Origin of the sequence: Pedobacter sp. PLR (genome assembly GCF_026239675.1) — a bacterium.
In the GTDB taxonomy this organism is placed as follows: Bacteria; Bacteroidota; Bacteroidia; order Sphingobacteriales; family Sphingobacteriaceae; genus Pedobacter.
The window spans coordinates 51,529-74,836 of record NZ_JAPIVQ010000002.1 but is presented as its reverse complement, the minus strand read 5'-3'; the positions used below and the strand labels follow the sequence as shown (position 1 = coordinate 74,836).

The window sequence follows — 23,308 nt, the reverse complement described above, 5'->3', positions numbered from 1 at the left end:
AAGATGAACGCCAATCAGGAACTGATCACCAAATTCTACACGGCTTTTCAAAATAAAGATATTGCCGGAATGCAAGATTGTTACAGCGACCAGGCGACTTTCAGCGACCCCGTATTTACCAATCTGAATGCCACAGCGCTGCGTGCCATGTGGGCCATGCTGATTCAAAGCGGAAAAGACATGCGTATTGAATTTAGCGAGGTTAAAGCAACAGAAAACGGCGCTACGGCACATTGGGATGCGTATTATACCTTTTCGGCAACGGGAAGAAAAGTTTTGAATCAGATAGATGCGCAGTTTGTCATCGAAAACGGAAAAATCATCCGCCACCGGGACCAGTTCGACTTCTATAAATGGTCGAAACAATCGCTGGGACTTACCGGAATGTTATTGGGTTGGACTTCCTTCCTCAGAAACAAGGTAAGAAAGCAGGCCAGCGCTAAACTGGCCGCTTATAGGTCAAGAAAAAATCCGGAGATTAATCTTTAATTTTTTCAATAATGTCGGTCAGGGATAGTTTCTCCTGTACGCCACTGTGCATATCTTTTAACGTTAACAGACCGCTTTCTAACTCATCACTACCAATCAAAATCACGTAAGGGATGTTTTTATCATCCGCATAACTCATTTGCTTTTTCAGCTTTGCAGCAGTAGGATAGAGTTCCGCAGCAATATCCGCATTTCTCAGTTGTTGTACGATAGGTAATGCATATAATTCTGCTGCCTCATCAAAATTACTGATCAGGACTTTCGTTCCTGCAGCAACAGATTCAGGGAAAAGATTCAGTTCCAGCAACACATCGTAAATACGGTCTGCGCCAAAAGAAATCCCGACACCTGTTAGATTTTTTAAGCCAAACATACCGGTCAGGTCATCATAACGACCACCACCACCAATACTGCCCATTGCAGCTTCATTGGTTTTCACTTCGAAGATACAGCCGGTATAGTAGTTTAAACCACGTGCCAGGGTAATGTCCAGTTCCAGGTCCGGTGTAAGTTCCGGAGCGCTTTGCAACAATCCTTTTAGGTATTTGAACACCGTTTCGATCTCTGCAATCCCGTTCATTCCGGTTGACGAATCTGCCAATACGGTACGCAGGCTTTCCAGTTTCTCTTCGTTACTGCCTTGCAATAAAATAACCGGCTTCAATTTCTCCAGGTCTTCTTCCGTAAAACCGCGCTCCAACAGCTCTTTACTTACGCCATCCAGGCCAATTTTATCCAGTTTATCAATGGCTACCGTCATGTCGATGATCAACTCCGGTTTACCTATAATTTCTGCAATTCCAGAAAGGATTTTGCGGTTATTTAATTTAATCGTGAAGTCTTTAAGACCCAGGTTACTCAGCGCTTCCTGATAGATCAGCACGAATTCTGCTTCATTTAACAAGCTATCCGAACCTACTACGTCCACATCACACTGATAGAACTCTCTATAGCGACCTTTTTGTGGTCGGTCAGCTCTCCACACCGGTTGAATCTGAAAGCGCTTAAAAGGCAGGGAAATATCATTCTGGTGCATGACTACGTAACGGGCAAAAGGGACAGTCAGATCATACCTCAATGCTTTTTCAGAAATCGAGGAGGTGATGGCATTTGAGTTGGCCGTTGCCAGGAGTTCCGGTTTCACTTTAGAAAGGTAATCTCCACTATTTAGCACCTTAAAGATCAGCTTATCGCCCTCATCTCCATATTTACCTGTTAAAGTACTCAGGTTTTCCATCGTTGGGGTTTGTATTTCGGCATAGCCATACTTTTTAAATACCGTCTTAATGGTATCAAAAATATGATTGCGTTTGACCATTTCCTGGGGTGAAAAATCACGGGTTCCTTTAACTAGAGAAGGTTTAATATTCGACATAGCGACAAAAGTACAAAAAGTAACAGGCATAAAAAAAGCTGCCGAAGCAGCTTTTTAGATTATTTAGGATATTAATTAAACCAATAGTCTTACTGGTTCTTCTAACAATGCTTTTAGCGTCTGTAAGAAAGCAGATCCTGTTGCACCATCCACTACGCGGTGATCGCAACTTAAAGTAACTTTCATTACGTTCCCCGGAACTACCGCACCGTTTTTAACCACAGGAACCTGAGAGATTCCTCCGATCGCAAGAATACATGCGTCAGGTGGGTTAATGATGGCAGTAAATTCTTCAATTCCGAACATTCCTAAATTAGAAATGGTGAATGTAGAACCTTCCCAATCCGATGGTTGTAATTTTTTAGCTTTAGCACGTTGTGCAAAGTCTTTCACTTCCGCAGAGATATGCGACAATGATTTACCGTCAGCAAAACGAACTACAGGAACTAGTAAACCATCTTCAACAGCTACAGCCACACCAATGTTCACATGCTCATTGTAACGAATTTTATCGCCTAACCATGAAGAGTTTACATTAGGGTGTTGTTTTAAAGCAATTGCAACTGCTTTTAACACCATATCATTGAAAGAGATTTTTACCGGAGAATATTCATTGATTTTGGTACGTGCAGCAATTGCGCCGTCCATATCAATAGCCATTGTTAAGTAGAAATGCGGTGCAGTGAACAAGCTTTCAGCTAAACGCTTAGCAATCACTTTACGCATTTGCGTAACTGGTTTCTCTGTATATTTCTCTTCACCAACAAACACAGGAATGCTTACCGAAGCTGATTTCTCAGCAGGTGCTGCACTTGCTGCTGCCTGAGGGGCTGCTGCTGCGGCTGGTTTAAAGTTTTCGATGTCTTTTTTGATGATACGTCCGCCATCAGCACTACCTGCAACTTTAGCAAGGTCAATACCTTTGTCTTTCGCAATTCTCTTTGCAAGAGGAGATGCTTTTACGCGGTCAGATCCTTCAGCAGGAGCTGCTGTAGTTTCTTCTGCGGCTACAGGAGCAGCTTCAGCTACCGGAGCATCAGCTTTTTTATCAGCGGCAGGTTTTGCAGGAGCATCACCTTGTTTAAGGAATTCGCTAATGTCAGTTCCTTCCGGGCCAACAATCGCCATAATGCCATTCACTTTCGCGGCAGCACCTTTTTCCACACCAATATGCAATAAAGTTCCGTCTGCATAACCCATTACTTCCATAGTCGCCTTATCGGTTTCTACATCAGCAAGGATATCATCATTTTTAACTTTATCACCAACTTTTTTATGCCATTCAGCGATTACGCCTTCAGTCATTGTATCACTTAGCAAAGGCATTCTGATTACAGTTACACCGATCTTTTCAAGATCAGCATCAGTAATTCCTGCAGTTGCTTCTTTTTTATCTTCAACCGGAGCAGCTGTTTCAGCAGGCGCCGCTTCAGCTTTAGGAGCCGCAGCACCTTCTTCTGCTGCTAATGCCGCTTTATAGTCTTCTCCTTCTTTACCTATTACAGCGATAACTGCATCCACAGGAACAGACTGACCTTCTTCTACACCAATGTATAAAATGGTACCATCCCAGTAAGATTCAAGATCCATGGTTGCCTTATCGGTTTCCACTTCGGCCATTACATCGCCACTTTTAACTTTATCGCCAACTTTCTTATGCCACTTAGCCATCACACCTTCGGTCATGGTATCGCTCATTTTGGGCATTCTAACTATTTCAGCCATTCTATATTATTAAATGAAATGCGTTCTAAATTAATCTTGTACGTATGGATAGTCTGTTTGTACGTATACATCAGTAAACAATTCTGATGCTTCCGGCCATGGAGACTCTTCAGCAAATTTAACAGAATCATCAACGATTTGTTTCACTTTTGCTTCGATCTCTTCGATCCATGCTTGATCAGCATATTTTTCTTTAAGAATAGTTTCTCTTACCTGCTCAATTGGATCTTTCGATTTGTAAGCTTCCAATTCGTCTTTAGAACGATATTTAGCCGGGTCAGACATAGAGTGTCCGCGGTAGCGATAAGTTCTGATTTCCAGGAAGGTTGGTCCGTCACCATTTCTGGCACGTTGTGCAGCTTCATCCATTGCGGTGTGAACTGCTACTGGATCCATACCATCTACAGGAGCACATGGCATATCAAAACCTAAACCTATTTTATATATATCAGTCATGTTTGTAGTACGTTCTACAGAAGTACCCATTGCATAACCATTATTCTCACAAACAAAGATAACCGGCAGTTTCCACAACATCGCCATGTTAAAAGCCTCGTGTAAAGCGCCCTGACGAACAGCTCCATCACCCATGTAACAAACGTTTACATTTTTTGTGCCTTTATATTTCTCAGCAAAAGCGATACCTGCTCCCAATGGAACCTGTCCACCAACGATACCGTGTCCACCGTAAAAGTTAAACTCCTTGCTAAACATGTGCATAGAACCACCTTTACCTTTTGAACATCCTGTTGCTTTACCGTACATCTCAGCCATAATGCTGTTTGCACTTACACCTTTTGCAAGAGCATGTGCATGATCGCGGTATGCGGTGATCATAGAATCTTCTGGTCTTAACGCTGAAATAGCACCTGCTACGACAGCTTCCTGACCAATGTATAGATGACAAAAACCACGGATTTTTTGTTGTCCGTATAGTTGACCTGTTTTTTCTTCGAACTTGCGCATCAGCAACATCGACTCAAACCACTTCAGATAGGTATCTTTATTAATTTCTACTGCACTCATTTTTGGGTATTGGTTTTTATTTACAAGAGCAAATCTACTTTTTTATTGCAACATATTGAACAAAAACATGTAAAATGAACACTAAGGTTACAGAAAATGTGGATAACTTTTACTTTTAAACAGTTTACATTTGGATAACATTTGTAAAATACATAGTTTTGACACCGGACAATAAGCCCCAGTGGTGTACGTTTAAGTGTAAGTGTCTATTACCCAAACTTAAGAGTATGATAAAAAGATTTTTGTTTTCTACCCTAATTGTCGCGTGCAGCCTCTCTGCCGTTCATGCACAGACAAAATCAAAAGAAACCAATAAATTAGAAGATCCTGATAATTTAGCTTCCCAATATTTTTCTCAGGTAATGGGTGTTGCAGTAGATGCGACTTCAAACATCAAACTTTACAAATTCATTTACGAATGGATAGGTACTCCTTACCGATTCGGTGGAAATACCAAAAAAGGCATTGATTGTTCCGCTTTTACAAAAGCGATTTACGATAAAGTTTTCAACACAACGATACTCCGCAATTCACGCGACATTTTTAGCATGGTAGATCCATTGCCAAAAGACGAGCTAAAAGAAGGAGATCTGGTATTTTTCAAGATCAAAAGCCGCAGCATTACGCATATTGGCATTTTTCTTGGTGATAACCGCTTCGCTCATGCCTCTTCCAGTCGCGGAGTAGTAATCAGCAATTTAAACGACCCTTATTATTCGAGGTATTTTTACAAAGGTGGCAGAATTCTGGACCCTGTGAAAAATGACCTGATGGAGGAATAATCCTTCACAAACCAAAAGACATTTAGTCCTCCCATCATACCGGGAGGACTTTTTTTATGAAAAAAATAAACGCTTACTCATGAAACCACTAAATACGCTTGCCTTACTCTGTTTATCCGCTTTATTCTTATTTAGCTGCGAAGGAAACCGCGCGAGTGTACCTACGGCTTCATTCGTTAAAACCGATACTATCCCTAAGGTTAAAAAAGATACCATCAGGATTGCTGCTGTCGGCGATATTATGCTGGGTTCTGCCTATCCGACCAAAGCAAATCTACCTACAGACGATGCGGTAAACAGTTTTCAGGAGGTAACCCCTTATTTAAAAGGAGACCTGATTTTCGGAAACCTCGAAGGTTGCTTCCTGAACAACGGGAAATCTACCAAATGTAAAGACACGCTAAGCAACAGCTGTTTTGCTTTCAGAATGCCGGAACGTTATGCCGGAATTGTTAAAGATGCGAGATTTAATGTCCTAAGTATTGCCAATAACCATGTCGGCGATTTTGGCAGTAAAGGCAGAAAGCGCACCATGGCAATCCTGGATTCTTTACAAATTAATTATGCTGGTTTACAATCTCATCCTTTCCAGATCTTCGAAATAGACAGTGTAAAATACGCGATCTGTGCTTTTGCACCCAACGAAAACACGCTTTCTATCAACAACCTGGTCGCGGCAAAAGAATTGGTCAGCCGCTTAAAGCAACAGGCAAATATTGTCATTGTTTCTTTTCACGGAGGAGCAGAAGGCGCCAGATTTGAGCATGTTCCCCGGGCAAATGAAATCTTTTACAAAGAAAACCGTGGTGATGTATATCGCTTTGCACATGGGGTGATTGATGCCGGTGCAGATATCGTCTTAGGTCATGGCCCCCATGTAACCAGGGCAGTGGAATTGTATAAAAATAAGTTTATCGCTTACAGTCTGGGCAACTTCTGTACCTACGGAATGTTCAGTCTGAAAGGTCCTAATGGCATTGCTCCACTCCTGCAAATAAAGTTAAACGGCGACGGCGATTTCCTGTCTGCTGACGTTATTTCCGTAAAACAAGACAAGATCAACCGCCTGAGACTGGATGATCAGGATGCTGCATTTCATAAAATAAAAACCCTGACCGACACTGATTTCCCTGGCCACCAGCTGGACTTCTCTGAAAATGGAAAAATCGGGCGCAAAAAATTTTAAGCTTCGTCCTTAGTATTTTTCACTAATCCAATACCGGATACAAAGAAGATCAACCCAATGATTCCTGCTACGATCAGTTCTCTGCTTTGCAGACTGTGTTTCACAAAGCCATAACCGGCATAAATAAGCCCTACAATGCCCAGTATGGTTAATATTGTTCCGAAAGTGCGTTTTACGTTCATAAGATTTGTGTTGTTTATGATGACAAGGCAAAATCTATGCCTCAACTCTTTTCAGATGTCTCCAACATTCCGAACACCACTCAGGATCACCTGAAAATCAAAATTCTTTGTATCTTGAAGCCAACATATTTCACCAAAAAACGCTTCATTATGAATCTTACCCTTTACATTATAGTGTTTATCGCACTAGTTATTTTGATCAGCTCCTTCGTTACCGTAAAACAAGGAACGATCGCTGTCGTTACAATTTTTGGAAAATACAGACGATTGTTAAGACCGGGTTTAAGTTTCAAAATCCCTTTATTTGAAGTTGTTCAATCCAGAATCTCGATACAGAACCGCTCTGTAGAGCTCTCTTTCCAGGCGGTTACCCAGGATCAGGCCAATGTGTACTTTAAAGCCATGCTGCTTTATTCTGTGCTGAACCACGACGAAGAAACCATTAAAAACGTAGCCTTTAAATTTGTAGACGCGACTAACCTCATGCAGGCATTGATCCGGACGATTGAAGGATCGATCAGGGCCTATGTTGCTACACAGCGACAAGCTAATGTATTGGCGCAGCGTAATGAGATTGTAGACCATGTAAAGCACCAGATCGACCAGGTTTTGGAAAGCTGGGGCTATCATCTACAGGATCTTCAATTGAACGACATTACTTTCGATGATGAAATTATGCGCTCGATGAGTAGAGTTGTGGCTTCCAATAACTTAAAAGCAGCAGCAGAGAATGAAGGTCAGGCTTTATTGATTACCAAAACCAAAGGTGCAGAAGCAGATGGTAATGCCATCAAAATTGCCGCAGCAGCAGAAAGAGAAGCCGCTCAGTTACGCGGACAGGGTATCGCTTTATTCCGTGCAGAAGTAGCGCATGGGATGACCAAGGCCGCACAGGAAATGGAAGAAGCCAATCTGGATATCTCTGTGATCTTATTCACCATGTGGACAGAATCCATCAAACATTTTGCAGAAAACAGCGATGGCAATGTGATTTTCCTTGATGGCTCAACAGAAGGCATGAATAAAACCATGAAAGAAATGATGGCCATGCAGCTCCAGAAAAACAAAGACGATAAATAAACCAATATCAGTCTATAAAAAAAGGGGATGTCCATTGCTGGCATCCCCTTTTTTTATAAGCTATATTTTCTAATTAAAACCGCCTGCTCTATTTACCAGTTCCGTTTTCTTTGGATCACTCAACTTGATTAAGTCGGCAATGATCTGTAAACTTTCATCTTCAATAAAGTCAATGTTCTCTTCTTTCTTCACCTTATCTCCTTTTTTTACCGGAGGAAGGCCTTTTGAAGCTCTTAACTTATTAATTCTATCCAGAGATTTTGTTTCCAGGCTATCGCGTTCCGCTTTAAGCTTGCTTTCATTTAAAGTGATAGAGATCTCTCCGTCACGCTTTTTCATGTCTGCGATATCTTGTTCCAATGTTTTATAATCCAGAGATTTCGCCATTCTTTCTTCATGTCGTTTTACCAGTTCCGGTTTCAATGGAGCGAGGTTAGCTACAGGTGCAAAGTTCGATTTAGGCACTTCATCCCAGGGCAAAGCTGACGGCTCTGTATCTTCACCTATTTTATTCAATGGGTAAAGAGAAGGGAACTGAATATCCGGCATTACACCTTTATGTTGTGTACTGCTACCATTAACACGGTAAAACTTAGCCATTGTTAAGTTGATTTGTCCCAATTGAATTGGCGCACCGTCTTTAGTCGTAGTCACCGTTGTTTTAGCATCTTTATTTACCAAAGCAGCAATCCTTTGCAATAATGAAGGATTAACCAGTCTGTTCAGGTCAATAGAAGACTGCACCGTACCTTTACCATAAGTTTGTGTACCCATGATCACTCCTCTTCCATAATCCTGGATTGCACCAGCAAAAATCTCAGAAGCAGAAGCACTCAGGCGATCTACCATCACACCCAGCGGGCCGTCCCAGACTACACCCGGATTGGTATCTTCATTCACTTCAATTTCATTCTTGGTGTTTTTCACTTGTACCACCGGACCTTTATCAATAAACAGGCCTGTCAAATCAATCGCTTCCACTAATGAACCACCACCATTGGCACGTAAGTCCATCACAATAGCATCCACTTTATCTTTATTTTTCAGCGTATCAATCAATAGCCTCACATCACGGGTGGTGCTTTTGTAGTTCGGATCACCGGCATTAGCCGCTTTAAAGTCTGCATAGAAAGCAGGAACCCTGATGATCCCGATTTTATACGGTTTACCATCAGACAGTATCGTTTTCACGGTTTTCTTAGCCGATTGATCTTCCATCACAATACGCTCTCTCATTAATTCAATAATGACAGGCTTAGAGGAAAGCTCACGTCCGGCAGGGATAATTTTCAACCTTACTTTAGTGCCTTTAGGGCCTTTTATTTTAGAAACTGAATTGTCGATTCTCCAGCCGATAATGTCTTCAAATTCGCCATTACCTTGCGCAACACCGACAATACGGTCGCCGGCACTTAGTAATTTACTTTTGAAAGCAGGTCCACCCGGGATTACTTCATCAATCTTCAGGATGTCATTTTCCAGTTTAAGTCTTGCACCGATTCCCTCAAAAGAGCGCGCCATATCTTCATTGAACTGTTGCGCATTTGCCGGGTTAAAATAATTGGTGTGCGGATCGATGGTTTCGGTAAAAGCATCCATCACAATTTGAAACACATCCTGATTGTTTACCTTATTGGTCTGAGACTTTAGGTTTTCATATCTTTTAGTTAGTGTTTCTATGTTTTTTGATGGCGGCGTACCTGCGATTTTCAGGTTGACCAGATCGTATTTTACTTTTTTCTTCCAGATCTCCTGTAATCCTGTTATGGTAGTTTCCCATGGCATTTTCTCGCGGTCAAATACATAAGTATCATCTTCCTTGAAATCATATTTACCTTTCACCTGAGTAAGCGTATAGTTCAGCCACTCGTTGTATCTTTTCAAATAAACGTTAAAGATGTAAAAGGGTGCGCTTAGGTCGCCATTTCTGAAATCATCGTCCAGGGTGTTCCTAAACTGTTCAAAATCCTTAATATCTGAAGCCAGAAAATAATATCTATATGGATCCAGATCCTTGATATATTTATCAAGAATCAAAGAAGAGATAGAATCATTGAGCTTTATCTTTTTGTAGTTATAGTTTTCGATCAGGCCCACGACCTCCCTAACTACTAATGCCTGGCGTTCGTCAGGCACAATATTACTTACGCCCTGAACCAGTGGTTGTGGCTTAGGGGAAGCTTGGCATGCCAGTACAGCAGCAGTAAAGATGACCAGTAATGTTCTTTTTAACATTTCTTTGAATAATTTAAAATCCATTTTATAATCCACAACTAATATGATACCAATATCACGATTAAACAGAAAAGAGACAGTATTATTACCGTCTCTTTTCTGTCAACTTATCAAAAGTAATTAAAAAACCTATACAAAAACCCATAGGCTGATGATAATTTCGGAGGTTTAAAAGATTACTTCTTAGCGACTAATTTTGAGGGAATTAGCGATCTTGTTTCTTTAATTCTACTTTTCAACTGTGCATTATTTGCCGATTTCAACAGCAGTTCCGCCCTGTTCAAATCTCTTGAAGCGAGGATATATTCTTTTTTCTTAATTTTCACCTGGGCGATGCCAATAACAGACTCTACATACGCATTATTGTTGTTGAGCTGTTTGGCAAGGATGCCCTGCTGGGTATAAAACCAAAGTGATTGTGTCAGTTTACCGGCAGCTAAATAAATCCTGCCCAATTGGTAGTAAGCTTCCATCTGGCCGTTTTTACTGCCGATTTTGGAATAGTTTTTCAAGGCTACATTCAGGATAACCTGTTCTGCTTCGGTATAATGATTCATCATCAGGTGAACATTTCCTAGTTTCATCAATGCCTCTCCATAACGAACAAAAAGTTTAGAGGAATTGAACTCAAATGCGGCTTTAGTATATAAATTAAGGGCATCATTGAGGTCACCTCTTCTTTCATTCTTCAGTGCTTCTGCAAAATAAGTATTGCCATCAGCCTCTTCCAGACTAGAGGTCACAATATTAATTGCGCCGCTCGTTGCTGGTGGTTCCTGAGGAAGAAAAGTATTGGTTTGTGTCATTGCCTTTCCTGAAAAGAGTAGGAAAAGAATAACTAAACAAAGTTTGTTCATCTTACAAAGATATAACAATTTTAGTTAAACACCTGTAAACTACCGTCAAATGCAGCCCAGACCATATAAGGATGAGAGTCGGTATGATACAATTCTCCGGAGGCACTAATGCCGATTACCCCTGCAAAACCATCAAAGGCTTTCAGTTCTTCAAATGATTTATCACAGGCATTTTTTAGTGTAAAGCCGTCAGTCACACGGGTCACAATTTTAGCTGCCAGTGCTGCACTTACAATATCTTCTCCAACTCCGGTGCAGGAAATCCCTGCATGTTCATTGGCAAAATTTCCGGCTACCGTGGCTGAATCACTTACGCGACAAGGGATTTCAAATCCTTTTCCGCCTGTAGAGGTTGCCGCAGCAAGGTTACCATCCGCGTCTAAGGCGACACATCCTACAGTACCTAATCTGGAAGATTGCTGTAATTTCTCTTCATATTCCTGCCTTCTCTGCGGAATGACCGGATCGAAAAAATCAAAGCCCTGGTCACGGGCAAAATCTAATGCCCCTGCACCGCTCAATACGCGGTCGTCATAGCTGAGCAGCTTTTCGGAAACCTGTATCGGGTTTTTCACATTTTGAATATTGATCACACCTGAAAACTTCTGGCTTTTACCATCCATTAAAGCAGCACTCAGGCGCAGCTCACCATCGCTTTGAATCTGTGACCCCAATCCGGCGTTAAAAAGCGGATCATCTTCTAATAAACTCACGGCATAAACTACGGTTTCCAATGCGGTATGCGTGCTTAAATACTGATGAGATTGGCTTACAATAGCCGCCAGGGCTTTCTGTTTTGCTATTTTGGTTTCCTGGTTGGTTCCAGACTCGCTGAAAAAACCGCCATGAATAATAATTTTCATCCTTTTAATTTAGGGTATGAACTGATGTTAATCTACCGGGATCACTTTGGGGTGATGAATGGTTAATTTGTGTTCGCTAAGGTCATAAATATCACCGTCGCACATCACATGAACCGTCATGTTACTGATGGAAACCGGTTGCCCCATTTCTACATCAGTCAGATTGGTGTCAGTCATGTTTCTTCCGTCTACAAGAATGACCATTCCTGAGCCGATGGCTTCCATGATATTTCCATTGGAAATAAACAGGCCGGTATCTTCCCCTAAGCCGATTCCAAGGATACCAGGGCTACTTGCAGTCGCATATAGCAACCTGCCAATCCTTCCTCTCTGCACAAAATGGGTATCTACAATTACACCATCAATAAAACCAAGACCACCGGTAATTTTAACCTCGCCTTTCAGCAGGGCATCTTTACTACTACCTTGATAAATCATATTTTTAGAGCTTGCTGCAGCACCTGCGGAAGTTCCCGCAATCACCACGGCTTCGTCCTGATATTTGTCCAGCAGAATCTGATGAATGGCGGTACCGCCGAAAATAGAAGACAAACGCAATTGATCACCACCGGTAAAAACAATCACATCTGCGGCTTTGATCCTTGCACAATTTTCTTCTGAATTGGCTTGTTCTCTGGTGATGATATTTAAAACACCAACATCCTGAACATCCAGCTGCGCAAAAGCTTTAATGTACTCCTCTCCCACTTTTTCAGGAATTAAAGAGGCCGTAGTCATGATTTCAAAACGAGATGCAGTGCCCTTTATCGATTCCGTCATAATTTTCTTCAGAATTCCTCTTTCAAAGAAATTCATGTTCTGGGGCAATCCAAAAGTTGTCTCTGTGAAACTTCCGGTGTTTATTGCACCACCTATAATTATTAGTTTACCCTTCGGAGTCATTATAAATCTTTTCGTTGCTAAAAATTTCAAATATATAGGGTAATGCTCAATAACAATGAATTATTTATCAATATTTTCCCCTATCAACATTTCGATTTAGCACAATAATCCGTCCGTTATTTCGCCTAAAATATATTACCAGGATTTAACCGGGTGGATAGCTGTTTTTTCCGAAAAAATTCTTACTTTAATGTCTCCGTTCGACCCTATCCAAGAAACTGATAACTTCCCCGTAATATGGTCACTACCAACACAAAATAACAAATCTATAATGAAAATACTAGGCATACAGGTGCTACGCGGACCAAACATATGGTCTATCAAAAGAAAAAAATTAATTCAAATGCGACTGGATCTTGAGGAAATGGAACAGTATCCTACCAATTTGATTGAAGGATTTGGTGAAAGAATCGAAAAATTAATACCTACCCTGTATACACATCGTTGTTCAAAAGGTGAACCCGGAGGCTTACTCATGAGAATTGAGGAAGGCACCTGGATGGGCCATGTGATTGAACATATCGCCTTAGAAATCCAGACGCTTGCCGGAATGGACACCGGATTTGGCAGAACACGTCAAACTAAAACAGACGGAATTTACAATGTTGTCTTCAGCTATTTAGAAGAAAAAGCAGGCCTTTATGCCGCAGAATCTGCCGTAAGAATTGCGGAAGCACTGATTGCCGGTACAGATTACGATCTGGAACATGACATCCAGAAGATGCGTGAACTCAGGGAGCTGGAACGCCTGGGTCCAAGTACTGGATCTATCGTAGATGAAGCCATTTCAAGAGACATTCCATGGATCAGATTAAATAAAAGCTCATTAGTGCAATTGGGTTACGGAAAAAATCAAGTCCGTTTCCGTGCAACGATGACGGAAAGAACAAACTCTATCGCAGTAGATATTGCCTGCAATAAGGATGAAACCAAGCGGTTACTACAGGATTCAGCGATTCCCGTTGCCAAAGGAGTAACGATCTGGGATCCGGAAGATCTGGACAATGCCATCCTGGCTGTAGGCTACCCGATGGTATTTAAACCATTGGATGGAAACCACGGAAAAGGCGCAACCATTAACGTAAAAACTGATGAAGCCGCGAAAGCCGCTTTTGAATACGCACAGCAATATTCGAAGAAAGTTATCATTGAAAAGTTCATTACGGGTTATGATTTCAGAATCCTTGTGATCGACCATCAAATGGTTGCCGCAGCACTTCGCGTTCCTGCACATGTAACCGGAAACGGCCAGCTGACCATACAGGAACTGATCGACAAAGAAAATCTTGATCCAAGAAGAGGTTACGGACATGAAAATGTACTGACTGAAATCAGTGTGGACAGAGATACGCTGGACTTACTGGATAAAAAGGGCTATACCCTGGAAACCGTTCCTCCACAAGGAGAAATTGTATACCTGAAATCTACTGCCAACTTAAGTACAGGTGGTACTTCAATTGACGTAACTGATCTTGTTCACCCTCAAAATGTCTTCATCTCTGAGCGCATTTCCAGAGTCATCGGACTTGACATTTGCGGCATTGATATCATGGCAGAAAACTTAACACAACCCCTTACAGAAAACGGTGGCGTAGTGCTGGAAGTTAATGCTGCACCAGGATTCAGAATGCACCTTGCCCCAAGCGAAGGCTTGCCAAGGAACGTAGCCGCTCCGGTAATTGATATGTTATACCCTCCGGGGAAATCAACCAGAATCCCAATTATTGCAGTAACCGGTACTAATGGTAAAACGACCACGACCCGGTTAATCGCTCATATTGTAAAAAGCAATGGCACCAGAGTAGGTTTTACGACCTCCGACGGGATCTATGTGCAGAATACCATGTTGATGAAAGGTGATACTACCGGACCGGTAAGTGCGGAGTTTATCCTTAGAGATCCAACCGTAGAATTTGCCGTGCTGGAAACTGCAAGAGGAGGAATCCTCAGAGCAGGTCTGGGCTTCAACCAATGCGATATCGGTGTCATCACCAATATCCAGGAAGATCACCTCGGCATTTCCGACATCCATACCCTGGACGACCTTGCCAGAGTGAAATCAGTGATCATAGGATCTGTTAAAAGAAGTGGCTGGGGCGTATTAAATGCAGACAACAAATACTGCATTAAAATTGCCAATGCTGCCGATTGTAACATCGCCTATTTCAGTATGGACGAGAAAAACCCGGTGATTGTAGAACATTGTAAAGCAGGCGGTATTGCTGCCATCTACGAAAACGGATACATCACTGTCAAAAAAGGCGACTGGAAAATCAGGGTAGAAAAGGTAACGCATGTACCTTTAACTTTTGGTGGCAGTGTCGACTTTATGATTCAGAATGTGCTTGCCGCAACGCTTGCGACCTTCCTTTGGGGATATAAAATTGAAGACATCAGGATGTCATTGGAAACGTTTATTCCTTCTGCTGCACAAACACCAGGCAGGATGAATACTTTCAAATTCAAGGAGTTTAAAATCATGGTAGATTTCGCCCACAATCCGGATGGTTTTAATGGCATCAAGTCTTACCTGAAAACGGTTGACGCGACAGAACATATCGGTGTGATTTCTGCTACAGGCGACAGAAGAGATTCGGATAATTTAGAAATTGCGAAGATCTCTGCTCAGATGTTTGATAAAATCATCATTTGTCAGGAGAAATACCTTCGTGGCAGACCCCCACAAGAACTGATCGATTTATTGATTACAGGGATTCGTGAGGTGAAACCAGATATGGACATTATCATCAATAACAATGGCGATGACTGTCTGAAATATATTATGGCAACCGCGCGTTCTGGTTCCTTCTTCACTATTTTAAGTGATACGATTGACGATGCGATTGTTAAAGTAACAGATTACCTTGATAAAGAATTTGGGGTATAAAAAATCCTGCACGTTTATCGCTTTTTAAAGAGGGGGTTCTGTGCAGGATCTTAAAACGGGAATTTCTCTTTTCAGCCTCGAATCTTTGCTAAAACGCAAATATTCACAGGTCTTCAAAGAAGAATTCCCGTTTTATATTTAACAACATTTGAGGCTTTACTCCGGTTTTCAGACCTTTTCATGTTTCCGGAGTTTTCTCAGATTGCCAGAGTTTACTCAGGTTTCCGGAGTTTAATGTTTTTTAGAGTCTGCTGAGTTTAAAGTAACCCAGATGGATTTCATCAGCCACTAACCCTTCTTCTAAAGTGATTTTCAACTCGTAATTGCTTTTCAGCGATTCAGGAAGCATATCTACCACCTCAAAAGCATCATCTACATCTACACCATACTTATCATCGATATGAGAAGTTGCGCCATTAAATCCGGTATGTTTATAAAACGCGGTTTGTTTTGCCTGTTGAATAGCATTGGCCATATCAGGAGCAACGATAAGCAGCTTATAATGCGGTTCGTCGAACTCATTGGGCTTATAGCCGCCAAGGTTCATAAAAAACAGTTTGTGTTGTTGTTCCTGCTCCTTTAGTTCAGCCTTAGGTACTACTTCAATCTTATACCCATTCACTGTATTTACCTCACGCCAGGCATCCACATGAATTTTTTCTCCTGCTTCCGGCCAGAAATCAAGAATTTCTTGTTTCAAATCCTTTAAAACGGTACCGATAGAGAAAAGCATGTCATGTTGTTCAATCCGACGTGCTGCCGGTTTACAACCCAGCATTAGCATAAACAGTTTAGGTGATTCCATAGGGTTAAATAACGTTACAGGGATTCTTCTTCTTTGATTTCTTCGATAATTTCCCTGCAGCGCGATTCAATTTGCAGAAATACAGGTTCAAACAGTTTATCATCAAAATAAGGATCTGTTACTTCCAGATCGTCTGGTAAAAAGAGCATTACCTTTTCGCGGTGGTGGAGCTGATCTGCCTGCTTCAGGACATCCTTTTCATTCTGTTGATCCATCACCAAAATCTTGTCAAAGATTTCAAAATGATCCGGATTAAAATGCCTGGCTCTTTGTTTAGAGATGTCGTAGCCATACTTTTTCGCAATGGCGATCCCCCTTTTATCGGCAGGCTGATTGATATGCCAGTCGCCGGTGCCGGCTGAAGCAATCTCCCAGTCCAACCCCTGTTCTTCCACTAAATGGCGCATCACCCCCTCCGCTAGCGGAGAACGGCAGATATTGCCCAGACAAACCATTAATATTTTCATATTAGCTATAAATTTCGTTAAGGATATTGGCTAAGCAAATTCCACCTTTCAACAATTGTGTATCCAGCAGACCTGCAAAGTCATAATTGTATCTGTAGCTTAATTTCGCTTCTGGTTTAGTTTCTGCATAAATTTTATTGCAGGCTTCATAAGAACCATAAACGAAATCTTTTAAAGAATTGCTTTTCCATGCGGTCAGTTGATCCTTTGAAGGATGGTTAATCGCATCTGCGTATTCCGTATAGCTTAATTGCTGATAACCGATCAGTGCCTCATCCCAAACCCTGTGCAGGTTAGATTTCTCACCAAACCAGGTTACATATACTTTATTACCCCCAAGATCTTCTTTACGGGCAGTGTGCATTGGCTGATTTAAATCGCCAACCATATGAACCAGCATGCGCATGGCCAACAGTTTTTGACCGGCAGTACTTTCCTGATTTTTCAAAATCGCGGACATTTCAAGCACCTTATTGTAAACATTAGCCTCAGCGTCTGAATCCAGGAAGTTAAACACCCCTTGTTTATCCAGTCCACCAGGAAGGTTTACAAAATGCCAGTTGTACATATAATTATATGCGGTATCAGATTTAATAAAATCTCCCCAGTTGCTAGCCATAGCCAGACTTTCTGAGCCCAATACACCTCTGACACCTTTACGTGCTTTTTTAGACAGGTGGCTTTCTGCAACTTGTCCGACAATACGGTGGCCAAGCATCCCCCATGCATTTGCATTTAAAGGCAGGTAAGCCATAACCGCTACGGTTAAGGCAACTTTCAATGATCTTTTGATAGACTTTGTATTCATTAGAATTAATATTTAAGGAAAATCCGCTTCCGGACCTTAATTTACAATGCTTTAGGCTCGCAAACGATCTTCTCTTTCAAGACCAGGTTACATTCCCTCTGATCACTGGCATTCACCAGAGACAGTTTTTCAGGCTCAAAGGACTTGACAAAAAAGCTCCTTACATATCTTCCGATCTGATAGCAACCGGTCACCTTTTGTTTATAATTGGCTTTGGTATAAGTACCTTCCAGAATCAGGCTGTCATTGCGGACCTCATAAACTCCTTTGGCATATTCTTTCCAAACGCCATTGTTAAAACAAGAATCAGAATAGTAATTCACCTTAGAATGCGTGGTTAAATCTACGTAGAACGAATCACAGGTAAATTTAAACTTATGCTGCGTATAATTCAGTAATTGCTCCTTATTGGGTATACTATCCTGATTCCAAACACCCTGCAAAAAAGCCTCACCTTTTCCTTGTACATTCGGCAGTCTGGTGCAAGCAGCAAACAAGCCTGAAATCAGTAAAAGGGATAACATCAATCTCCACATATCCGGGTATTTTTATAAATTATTTTAAACTGCCAACCATATCTTCCGGGCGCACCCATTCGTCGAATTGCTCGCCGGTTAGTAAAGCCAGCTCAATTGCTGCTGCACGTAAAGTTTTGTTTTCTTTATGGGCTTTCTTAGCGATTTTAGCTGCATTTTCATAACCTACATAAGGGTTTAAAGCAGTAACCAACATTAGAGAATTCTCTAAGTGCTTTTTAATTTCCGGTAAGTTTGGTAAAATACCTTCTGCACATTTATCATTGAATGAAACGCAGGCGTCACCAATCAGGCGACCTGATTGTAATACATTGGCTGCAATCACCGGCTTGAATACATTCAGTTCAAAATGACCGTTGCTACCTCCAATACCTACGGTTACATCATTCCCCATCACCTGTGCACAAACCATGGTTAATGCTTCTGGTTGCGTAGGATTAACTTTCCCTGGCATGATAGAAGATCCCGGCTCATTATCAGGGATGATGATCTCACCGATACCACAACGTGGACCAGAGCTCAGCATTCTGATGTCATTACCAATTTTCATTAAAGCAACCGCAGTACGTTTGTAAGCTGCAGACAGTTCTACCATGGCATCATGTGCTGCCAATGCTTCAAATTTATTCGGAGCCGTTACAAAAGGAAGTCCAGTAAGGTCTGCAATCTTAGCAGCTACCAACACATCATATCCTTTAGGCGTATTTAATCCTGTACCAACTGCAGTACCACCAAGCGCAAGCTCAGCGATCATCACTAAAGCATTTTTGATGGCTCTAACGCTGTTGTCGATTTGTTGTACATATCCTGAGAATTCCTGCCCCAATGTCAATGGCGTTGCATCCATAAAATGGGTACGGCCGGTTTTCACGATATCGCTGAATTCTGCTACCTTCACACTTAAAGTGTGGCGTAATTTTTCTAATCCCGGAATGGTAATTTCTACTGCTTGTTTGTAAGCAGCGATGTGCATTGCCGTTGGATAAGTATCATTTGAAGACTGCGATTTGTTCACATCATCATTCGGGTGCAAAACTTTAGTGGCATCAGCAAGTGTACCGCCGTTAAGCACATGCGCACGATTGGCAATTACCTCATTCGCATTCATGTTACTTTGCGTTCCCGAACCTGTTTGCCAGATTACCAAAGGAAACTGCTCGTCTAAAGTACCTGCGATCACTTCATCACAAGCAGCAGCTATTAATGCTGCTTTTTCTGCTGTCAACACGCCTAACTCTGTGTTTGCTAATGCTGCCGCTTTCTTCAGGTAGCCAAAAGCATGTATGATTTCCTTTGGCATCGAAGCTTCCGGACCTATTTTAAAATTATTACGTGAACGTTCAGTTTGAGCCCCCCAATATTTATCGGCAGGTACCTGCACTTCACCCATGGTATCGTGTTCAGTTCTAAAATTCATAGTGTTTTTTTTGTGATGACAAATTTAGTTTTTTATAATTTAATGGTAGCGCTATTCTCCAGGGACCTGATGCTGTAAAGAAAAATTTACGCAGCAGTAACTTTAAGGAGTGTTCTTTATTTCTAAAACCAGCTTTCGGTTAAGCCTAAGGGATAAAAATTCCGGATACCGAAAGCAAAATCAAGAAAAAATCCCGTATAAAACGCTCATTTGAACAAATGTATACAATTTAGTATGCTAAATAATAGGTGCTGATAATGTTTAAAACTCTTTTACGTTTAAAAGGTTAATATTCCTTATTTTTCGGGCGTTTAAAGCACCATCATTATTCATGACTTATCGTAATATTCTAGCCGTAGCTTCAGTAGCCACTTTATTATTCTTTTCTTGTTCAAATTCCAAAAAACCCGCGGTGCTTTCTGAGCCAGGTAAAGAGCGGACAGTGGAAGATGACAAGGCCGACAGCCTGCTATTGGTGTATAATCCTGCCAAGGGCGATAAATGGATTGCTGACTTTGTACAGAACCTCCATAAAAAATATGGGTTTAATGGCAATATGCTCGTTGCCAAAGATGGCAAGATCCTTTATGAAAAAGCGATTGGATGGGCAGATTACTTACACCGCGATAGCTTAAAGATCAATTCTGAATTCGAACTGGCTTCCATCACCAAAACTTTTACCGGAACTGCCATCATGCAATTGATTGAGCAGGGAAAATTAAAACTGACGGATGACGTGAAGAAATTTTACCCGAACTTCCCTTATGAGGGGATCAATGTTAAATTGCTCCTTACCCACCGTAGCGGTATGATGAACTATGTTTATTTTACGGACGGCATCTGGAAAGACAAGAAAAAACCAATGAGCAACAACGATGTCATGAATATGATTGCCGAGCATAAGCCTAACCGCTATGCCAAACCGGACACTCGTTTTCATTACAACAACTCTAACTATATGGTCTTGGCCGCTATCATTGAAAAGATAACCGGCAAACCTTACTCTGATTATATGATGGAGCATATTTTCAAACCTGCAGGAATGAAGAATACGCACGTTTACTCTACTACTGTTTATCCTAAGATTCCTGTTGATGTGGTGGGTCATGATCGTACCTGGAGGTATTCCGTAGTACAAAATTTCCTTGACGGACCTGTTGGCGATAAAGGAATTTACAGTACCCTACATGATTTAGTACTATACGACAAAGCCTTGAAGAACGGTCGTCTGCTAACAAAACCTAGTTTAGATTCGGCTTATAAAGGCCATAACAAACCAATCAACGGCCATTTCAATTATGGTTACGGATGGAGAATGTTTGATGGCGAGAACGGCAGAAAAGTAGTTTACCATACCGGATGGTGGCATGGTTTCAGACACATCTATGTCCGTGATGTGCAAAAGAACATTGTTGTGATCTTCCTGGGTAACCTAACCAACGGCAGTTTAATGCATTTAGACGAGTTGTATAAACACCTGGGTATGCCGGTTATCAGAAAAGGAGCTTATTCAGGTTCAGGATCGCTACCAGGCAGCGACGAGGACTAATAAAGCAAAACAGAAGATCAGCTTGCTGATTTAGGAAATTTTATCTAAGGCAATACCTCTGCTTCTTTTAGCGAGGTATGTTTTTAAAAGACTATTTTCCGGGAGTTCCAGCTGTGGATCTCCCGCGAGAATATCAATTACAGTTGACCTTGCCTCCTGTAAAATCAATTGATCTGTTGCCAGATTGGCCAGTTTCAATTCCAGCACCCCACTTTGCTGTGTACCGGTAAGGTCTCCGGGACCGCGCAATTGCAGGTCGATCTCCGAAATCTCAAAACCATTATTGGTCTTTACCATCGTATCTAAACGAAGACGTCCATCTGCACCTAACTTATTCCCTGACATCAGGATACAATAAGACTGTTCGGCACCTCTACCCACACGTCCACGCAACTGGTGGAGCTGCGATAGTCCAAAACGTTCCGCATTCTCAATGATCATGATCGAGGCATTCGGCACATTCACCCCTACTTCAATTACCGTAGTGGCCACCATAATCTGGCTTTTACCATCAATAAACTGCTGCATTTCGAACTGCTTCTCTGCATTTTTCATCTGACCATGAACGATACTAATCTGAAAATCCGGTCGGGGAAACTGATAACTCATTTGCTCAATTCCAGCTTCCAGATTCAAAAGATCCAGTTTCTCACTTTCTTTGATCAATGGATAGACTACATACACCTGTCGGCCTTTAGCAATCTCTTCCCGCATAAAACCGAACATACGCAAGCGCTGACCTTCAAAGAAATGACGGGTTTCAATCGGCTTCCTGCCTACCGGCAGCTCATCGATCGAAGAAACATCAAGGTCTCCATATAGAGTCATGGCCAATGTACGCGGAATCGGCGTTGCCGTCATCACCAGAATATGCGGTGGAATGACGTTTTTACGCCATAGTTTAGCCCGTTGTTCCACACCAAAACGGTGTTGTTCATCAATCACTACTAAGGCCAGATTTTTAAAAACTACTTTATCTTCAATCAAGGCATGGGTACCTACCAGAATGTCAATCTCTCCGGCTTCCAGTTCCTCATGCAATTTTGTACGTTGTTTTTTGGTACTGCTTCCGGTAAGGATCCCTATTTTAGCCAGGCGGCCATCTAACAGCGAAGTGATAGATTCATAATGCTGACGCGCCAGAATCTCCGTAGGCGCCATCATACAGGCCTGAAACCCATTGTCCTTTGCCAGCAACATACTCATCAGTGCGACTACGGTCTTCCCACTTCCTACATCCCCCTGCACCAGGCGGTTCATCTGAATACCACGTTGCGTGTCCGTTCTGATTTCTTTAATTACGCGCTTCTGTGCACCGGTGAGTTCAAAAGGCAGGATTTCCTTATAGAAAGTATTTACACTCTCTCCAACCTGGTTAAATGGATGTCCTTTGAACTTCCACTCCCTGATTTGCTTATTGTGTAACAACTGAAGCTGTATATAGAAAAGCTCTTCGAATTTTAACCTGCGTTCTGCACCTTTTAAAGCCTTCACATCCCTTGGAAAATGGATACTCAAAATTGCTTCTTTTTTATTCACCATCTGATACTTATCCAGAATATAAGCCGGCAGACTTTCCTTCACTTCGGCAAGGTTTTGCTCAATCACCAAAGTCTGGAGTTTCTGAATTCCTTTACTGTCGAGGAAGAATTTCTTTAGCTTTTCCGTGGAGTTATAAACCGGCTGTAACCTTAGGTTTCCGGTGATGGTAGCTGGTCTTGGATAGTTTTCCAGTTCCGGGTGAGAGATACTAAATCCGCCGTTAAAAGCAGTTGGCTTCCCAAAAACGATGTATACTTTACCACGCTGCACATTCTCGTCTACATATTTCAAACTTTGAAACCACACCAGTTCAATAGAACCGGTTTCATCAGTAAGACGGGCAACAATCCTTTTCTTATGCTTCTCCCCAATCTGTTCTTTTCCGGTAATCCGACCCAAAACCTGTACATAGGGTAATTCGCTGTTCAGCTCATTTACCTTATAAAACCGGGTACGGTCAATGTAGCGAAAAGGAAAATAATTGAGCAGGTGATCGTAGGTGAAAATACGCAGCTCCTTTTGCAGGAGTTCCGCACGTTTAGGCCCTACGCCTTTAAGATATTCGATGGTGGTATCTAAACTGGAAGCAAACAA

General features: G+C 41.7%; 20 protein-coding genes. 6 read left to right on the top strand and 14 right to left on the bottom strand.

Annotated elements, in window-relative coordinates; translation table 11 throughout:
- Window positions 1-3: 3 nt before the first annotated feature.
- Window positions 4-489, top strand: a complete 486-nt coding sequence (locus OQX61_RS03945; protein ID WP_265840379.1) for a nuclear transport factor 2 family protein — start codon at window positions 4-6, stop codon at window positions 487-489.
- Here the strand turns inward: OQX61_RS03945 and hisS are convergent.
- The 3 genes from hisS to pdhA all read right to left on the bottom strand — a co-directional run bounded on the left by hisS (window position 479) and on the right by pdhA (window position 4,615).
- Complete coding sequence (gene hisS, locus OQX61_RS03940; RefSeq protein ID WP_265840378.1) at window positions 479-1,864, bottom strand: histidine--tRNA ligase; 1,386 nt, start codon at window positions 1,862-1,864, stop codon at window positions 479-481. The genes OQX61_RS03945 and hisS overlap by 11 nt on opposite strands.
- A 75-nt stretch (window positions 1,865-1,939) precedes the next feature.
- On the bottom strand, window positions 1,940-3,589 hold the full coding sequence (locus tag OQX61_RS03935; protein WP_265840377.1) for a pyruvate dehydrogenase complex dihydrolipoamide acetyltransferase: 1,650 nt from the start codon (window positions 3,587-3,589) through the stop codon (window positions 1,940-1,942).
- Window positions 3,590-3,619: 30 nt separating this feature from the next.
- Window positions 3,620-4,615, bottom strand: coding sequence for a pyruvate dehydrogenase (acetyl-transferring) E1 component subunit alpha (gene pdhA / locus OQX61_RS03930; protein ID WP_265840376.1), 996 nt, complete (start codon window positions 4,613-4,615; stop codon window positions 3,620-3,622).
- A gap of 227 nt (window positions 4,616-4,842) precedes the next feature.
- On the opposite strand from pdhA, the gene OQX61_RS03925 reads away from it, so the two are divergent.
- On the top strand, window positions 4,843-5,397 hold the full coding sequence (locus OQX61_RS03925; protein ID WP_265840375.1) for an NlpC/P60 family protein: 555 nt from the start codon (window positions 4,843-4,845) through the stop codon (window positions 5,395-5,397).
- 79 nt (window positions 5,398-5,476) lie between these two features.
- Entirely contained in the window at window positions 5,477-6,583 is a 1,107-nt protein-coding gene (locus tag OQX61_RS03920) for a CapA family protein (protein WP_265840374.1), read from the top strand.
- Here OQX61_RS03920 and OQX61_RS03915 read toward each other — a convergent pair.
- Entirely contained in the window at window positions 6,580-6,765 is a 186-nt protein-coding gene (locus tag OQX61_RS03915) for a hypothetical protein (RefSeq protein WP_265840373.1), read from the bottom strand. The genes OQX61_RS03920 and OQX61_RS03915 overlap by 4 nt on opposite strands.
- Window positions 6,766-6,915: 150 nt before the next feature.
- Here OQX61_RS03915 and OQX61_RS03910 point away from each other — a divergent pair, with 150 nt between their 5' ends.
- Window positions 6,916-7,845 carry an SPFH domain-containing protein gene (locus OQX61_RS03910; protein ID WP_265840372.1) on the top strand — a complete coding sequence of 310 codons (930 nt, stop codon included), beginning with the start codon at window positions 6,916-6,918 and terminating at the stop codon, window positions 7,843-7,845.
- A gap of 69 nt (window positions 7,846-7,914) precedes the next feature.
- Here OQX61_RS03910 and OQX61_RS03905 read toward each other — a convergent pair whose 3' ends face one another.
- The 4 genes from OQX61_RS03905 to OQX61_RS03890 form a co-directional block, all read right to left on the bottom strand.
- Window positions 7,915-10,080 carry a carboxy terminal-processing peptidase gene (locus tag OQX61_RS03905; RefSeq protein ID WP_322973524.1) on the bottom strand — a complete coding sequence of 722 codons (2,166 nt, stop codon included), beginning with the start codon at window positions 10,078-10,080 and terminating at the stop codon, window positions 7,915-7,917.
- A gap of 176 nt (window positions 10,081-10,256) precedes the next feature.
- On the bottom strand, window positions 10,257-10,937 hold the full coding sequence (locus OQX61_RS03900) for a hypothetical protein (protein ID WP_265840370.1): 681 nt from the start codon (window positions 10,935-10,937) through the stop codon (window positions 10,257-10,259).
- Between the two features lie 20 nt (window positions 10,938-10,957).
- The gene (locus tag OQX61_RS03895; RefSeq protein ID WP_265840369.1) at window positions 10,958-11,800 is read right to left on the bottom strand and encodes an isoaspartyl peptidase/L-asparaginase; all 843 of its coding nucleotides are present in this window, start codon (window positions 11,798-11,800) and stop codon (window positions 10,958-10,960) included.
- A 27-nt stretch (window positions 11,801-11,827) separates the two neighbouring features.
- Complete coding sequence (locus OQX61_RS03890) at window positions 11,828-12,703, bottom strand: cyanophycinase (RefSeq protein WP_265840368.1); 876 nt, start codon at window positions 12,701-12,703, stop codon at window positions 11,828-11,830.
- Between the two features lie 271 nt (window positions 12,704-12,974).
- Between OQX61_RS03890 and cphA the strand changes: the two genes are divergently transcribed.
- Window positions 12,975-15,590: a cyanophycin synthetase gene (cphA, locus tag OQX61_RS03885; RefSeq protein WP_265840367.1), complete on the top strand. Its 2,616-nt coding sequence runs from the start codon at window positions 12,975-12,977 to the stop codon at window positions 15,588-15,590.
- A 241-nt stretch (window positions 15,591-15,831) separates the two neighbouring features.
- Here cphA and OQX61_RS03880 read toward each other — a convergent pair whose 3' ends face one another.
- The 5 genes from OQX61_RS03880 to fumC are packed head-to-tail and all read right to left on the bottom strand — an operon-like array spanning window position 15,832 to window position 19,623.
- A complete protein-coding gene (locus OQX61_RS03880) occupies window positions 15,832-16,395 on the bottom strand; it encodes a DUF1543 domain-containing protein (protein ID WP_265840366.1) in 564 nt (187 codons plus the stop codon).
- Window positions 16,396-16,409: 14 nt separating this feature from the next.
- Entirely contained in the window at window positions 16,410-16,862 is a 453-nt protein-coding gene (locus tag OQX61_RS03875) for a low molecular weight protein-tyrosine-phosphatase (protein ID WP_265840365.1), read from the bottom strand.
- Between the two features lies 1 nt (window position 16,863).
- A complete protein-coding gene (locus tag OQX61_RS03870; protein WP_265840364.1) occupies window positions 16,864-17,670 on the bottom strand; it encodes a S1/P1 nuclease in 807 nt (268 codons plus the stop codon).
- Window positions 17,671-17,711: 41 nt separating this feature from the next.
- On the bottom strand, window positions 17,712-18,206 hold the full coding sequence (locus tag OQX61_RS03865; RefSeq protein WP_265840363.1) for a fumarate hydratase: 495 nt from the start codon (window positions 18,204-18,206) through the stop codon (window positions 17,712-17,714).
- A 19-nt stretch (window positions 18,207-18,225) separates the two neighbouring features.
- Window positions 18,226-19,623, bottom strand: coding sequence for a class II fumarate hydratase (gene fumC, locus OQX61_RS03860; protein ID WP_265840362.1), 1,398 nt, complete (start codon window positions 19,621-19,623; stop codon window positions 18,226-18,228).
- Window positions 19,624-19,954: 331 nt separating this feature from the next.
- On the opposite strand from fumC, the gene OQX61_RS03855 reads away from it, so the two are divergent.
- Complete coding sequence (locus OQX61_RS03855; protein ID WP_265840361.1) at window positions 19,955-21,172, top strand: serine hydrolase domain-containing protein; 1,218 nt, start codon at window positions 19,955-19,957, stop codon at window positions 21,170-21,172.
- A gap of 30 nt (window positions 21,173-21,202) precedes the next feature.
- On the opposite strand, the gene recG is transcribed toward OQX61_RS03855, so the two are convergent.
- Window positions 21,203-23,308, bottom strand: a complete 2,106-nt coding sequence (recG, locus tag OQX61_RS03850; protein WP_265840360.1) for an ATP-dependent DNA helicase RecG — start codon at window positions 23,306-23,308, stop codon at window positions 21,203-21,205.

What these genes read in the sequence shown, in the direction of transcription:
- OQX61_RS03945 (WP_265840379.1), top strand. Translation starts at nt 4, where the DNA reads ATGAACGCCAATCAGGAACTGATCACCAAATTCTACACGGCTTTTCAA.
- OQX61_RS03890 (WP_265840368.1), bottom strand. Translation starts at nt 12,703, where the DNA reads ATGACTCCGAAGGGTAAACTAATAATTATAGGTGGTGCAATAAACACC.
- OQX61_RS03925 (WP_265840375.1), top strand. Translation starts at nt 4,843, where the DNA reads ATGATAAAAAGATTTTTGTTTTCTACCCTAATTGTCGCGTGCAGCCTC.
- cphA (WP_265840367.1), top strand. Translation starts at nt 12,975, where the DNA reads ATGAAAATACTAGGCATACAGGTGCTACGCGGACCAAACATATGGTCT.
- OQX61_RS03905 (WP_322973524.1), bottom strand. Translation starts at nt 10,080, where the DNA reads ATGTTAAAAAGAACATTACTGGTCATCTTTACTGCTGCTGTACTGGCA.
- OQX61_RS03880 (WP_265840366.1), bottom strand. Translation starts at nt 16,395, where the DNA reads ATGGAATCACCTAAACTGTTTATGCTAATGCTGGGTTGTAAACCGGCA.
- OQX61_RS03870 (WP_265840364.1), bottom strand. Translation starts at nt 17,670, where the DNA reads ATGAATACAAAGTCTATCAAAAGATCATTGAAAGTTGCCTTAACCGTA.
- OQX61_RS03915 (WP_265840373.1), bottom strand. Translation starts at nt 6,765, where the DNA reads ATGAACGTAAAACGCACTTTCGGAACAATATTAACCATACTGGGCATT.
- OQX61_RS03875 (WP_265840365.1), bottom strand. Translation starts at nt 16,862, where the DNA reads ATGAAAATATTAATGGTTTGTCTGGGCAATATCTGCCGTTCTCCGCTA.
- OQX61_RS03920 (WP_265840374.1), top strand. Translation starts at nt 5,477, where the DNA reads ATGAAACCACTAAATACGCTTGCCTTACTCTGTTTATCCGCTTTATTC.
- OQX61_RS03935 (WP_265840377.1), bottom strand. Translation starts at nt 3,589, where the DNA reads ATGGCTGAAATAGTTAGAATGCCCAAAATGAGCGATACCATGACCGAA.
- OQX61_RS03910 (WP_265840372.1), top strand. Translation starts at nt 6,916, where the DNA reads ATGAATCTTACCCTTTACATTATAGTGTTTATCGCACTAGTTATTTTG.
- OQX61_RS03900 (WP_265840370.1), bottom strand. Translation starts at nt 10,937, where the DNA reads ATGAACAAACTTTGTTTAGTTATTCTTTTCCTACTCTTTTCAGGAAAG.
- OQX61_RS03855 (WP_265840361.1), top strand. Translation starts at nt 19,955, where the DNA reads ATGACTTATCGTAATATTCTAGCCGTAGCTTCAGTAGCCACTTTATTA.
- OQX61_RS03865 (WP_265840363.1), bottom strand. Translation starts at nt 18,206, where the DNA reads ATGTGGAGATTGATGTTATCCCTTTTACTGATTTCAGGCTTGTTTGCT.
- fumC (WP_265840362.1), bottom strand. Translation starts at nt 19,623, where the DNA reads ATGAATTTTAGAACTGAACACGATACCATGGGTGAAGTGCAGGTACCT.
- OQX61_RS03895 (WP_265840369.1), bottom strand. Translation starts at nt 11,800, where the DNA reads ATGAAAATTATTATTCATGGCGGTTTTTTCAGCGAGTCTGGAACCAAC.
- pdhA (WP_265840376.1), bottom strand. Translation starts at nt 4,615, where the DNA reads ATGAGTGCAGTAGAAATTAATAAAGATACCTATCTGAAGTGGTTTGAG.
- hisS (WP_265840378.1), bottom strand. Translation starts at nt 1,864, where the DNA reads ATGTCGAATATTAAACCTTCTCTAGTTAAAGGAACCCGTGATTTTTCA.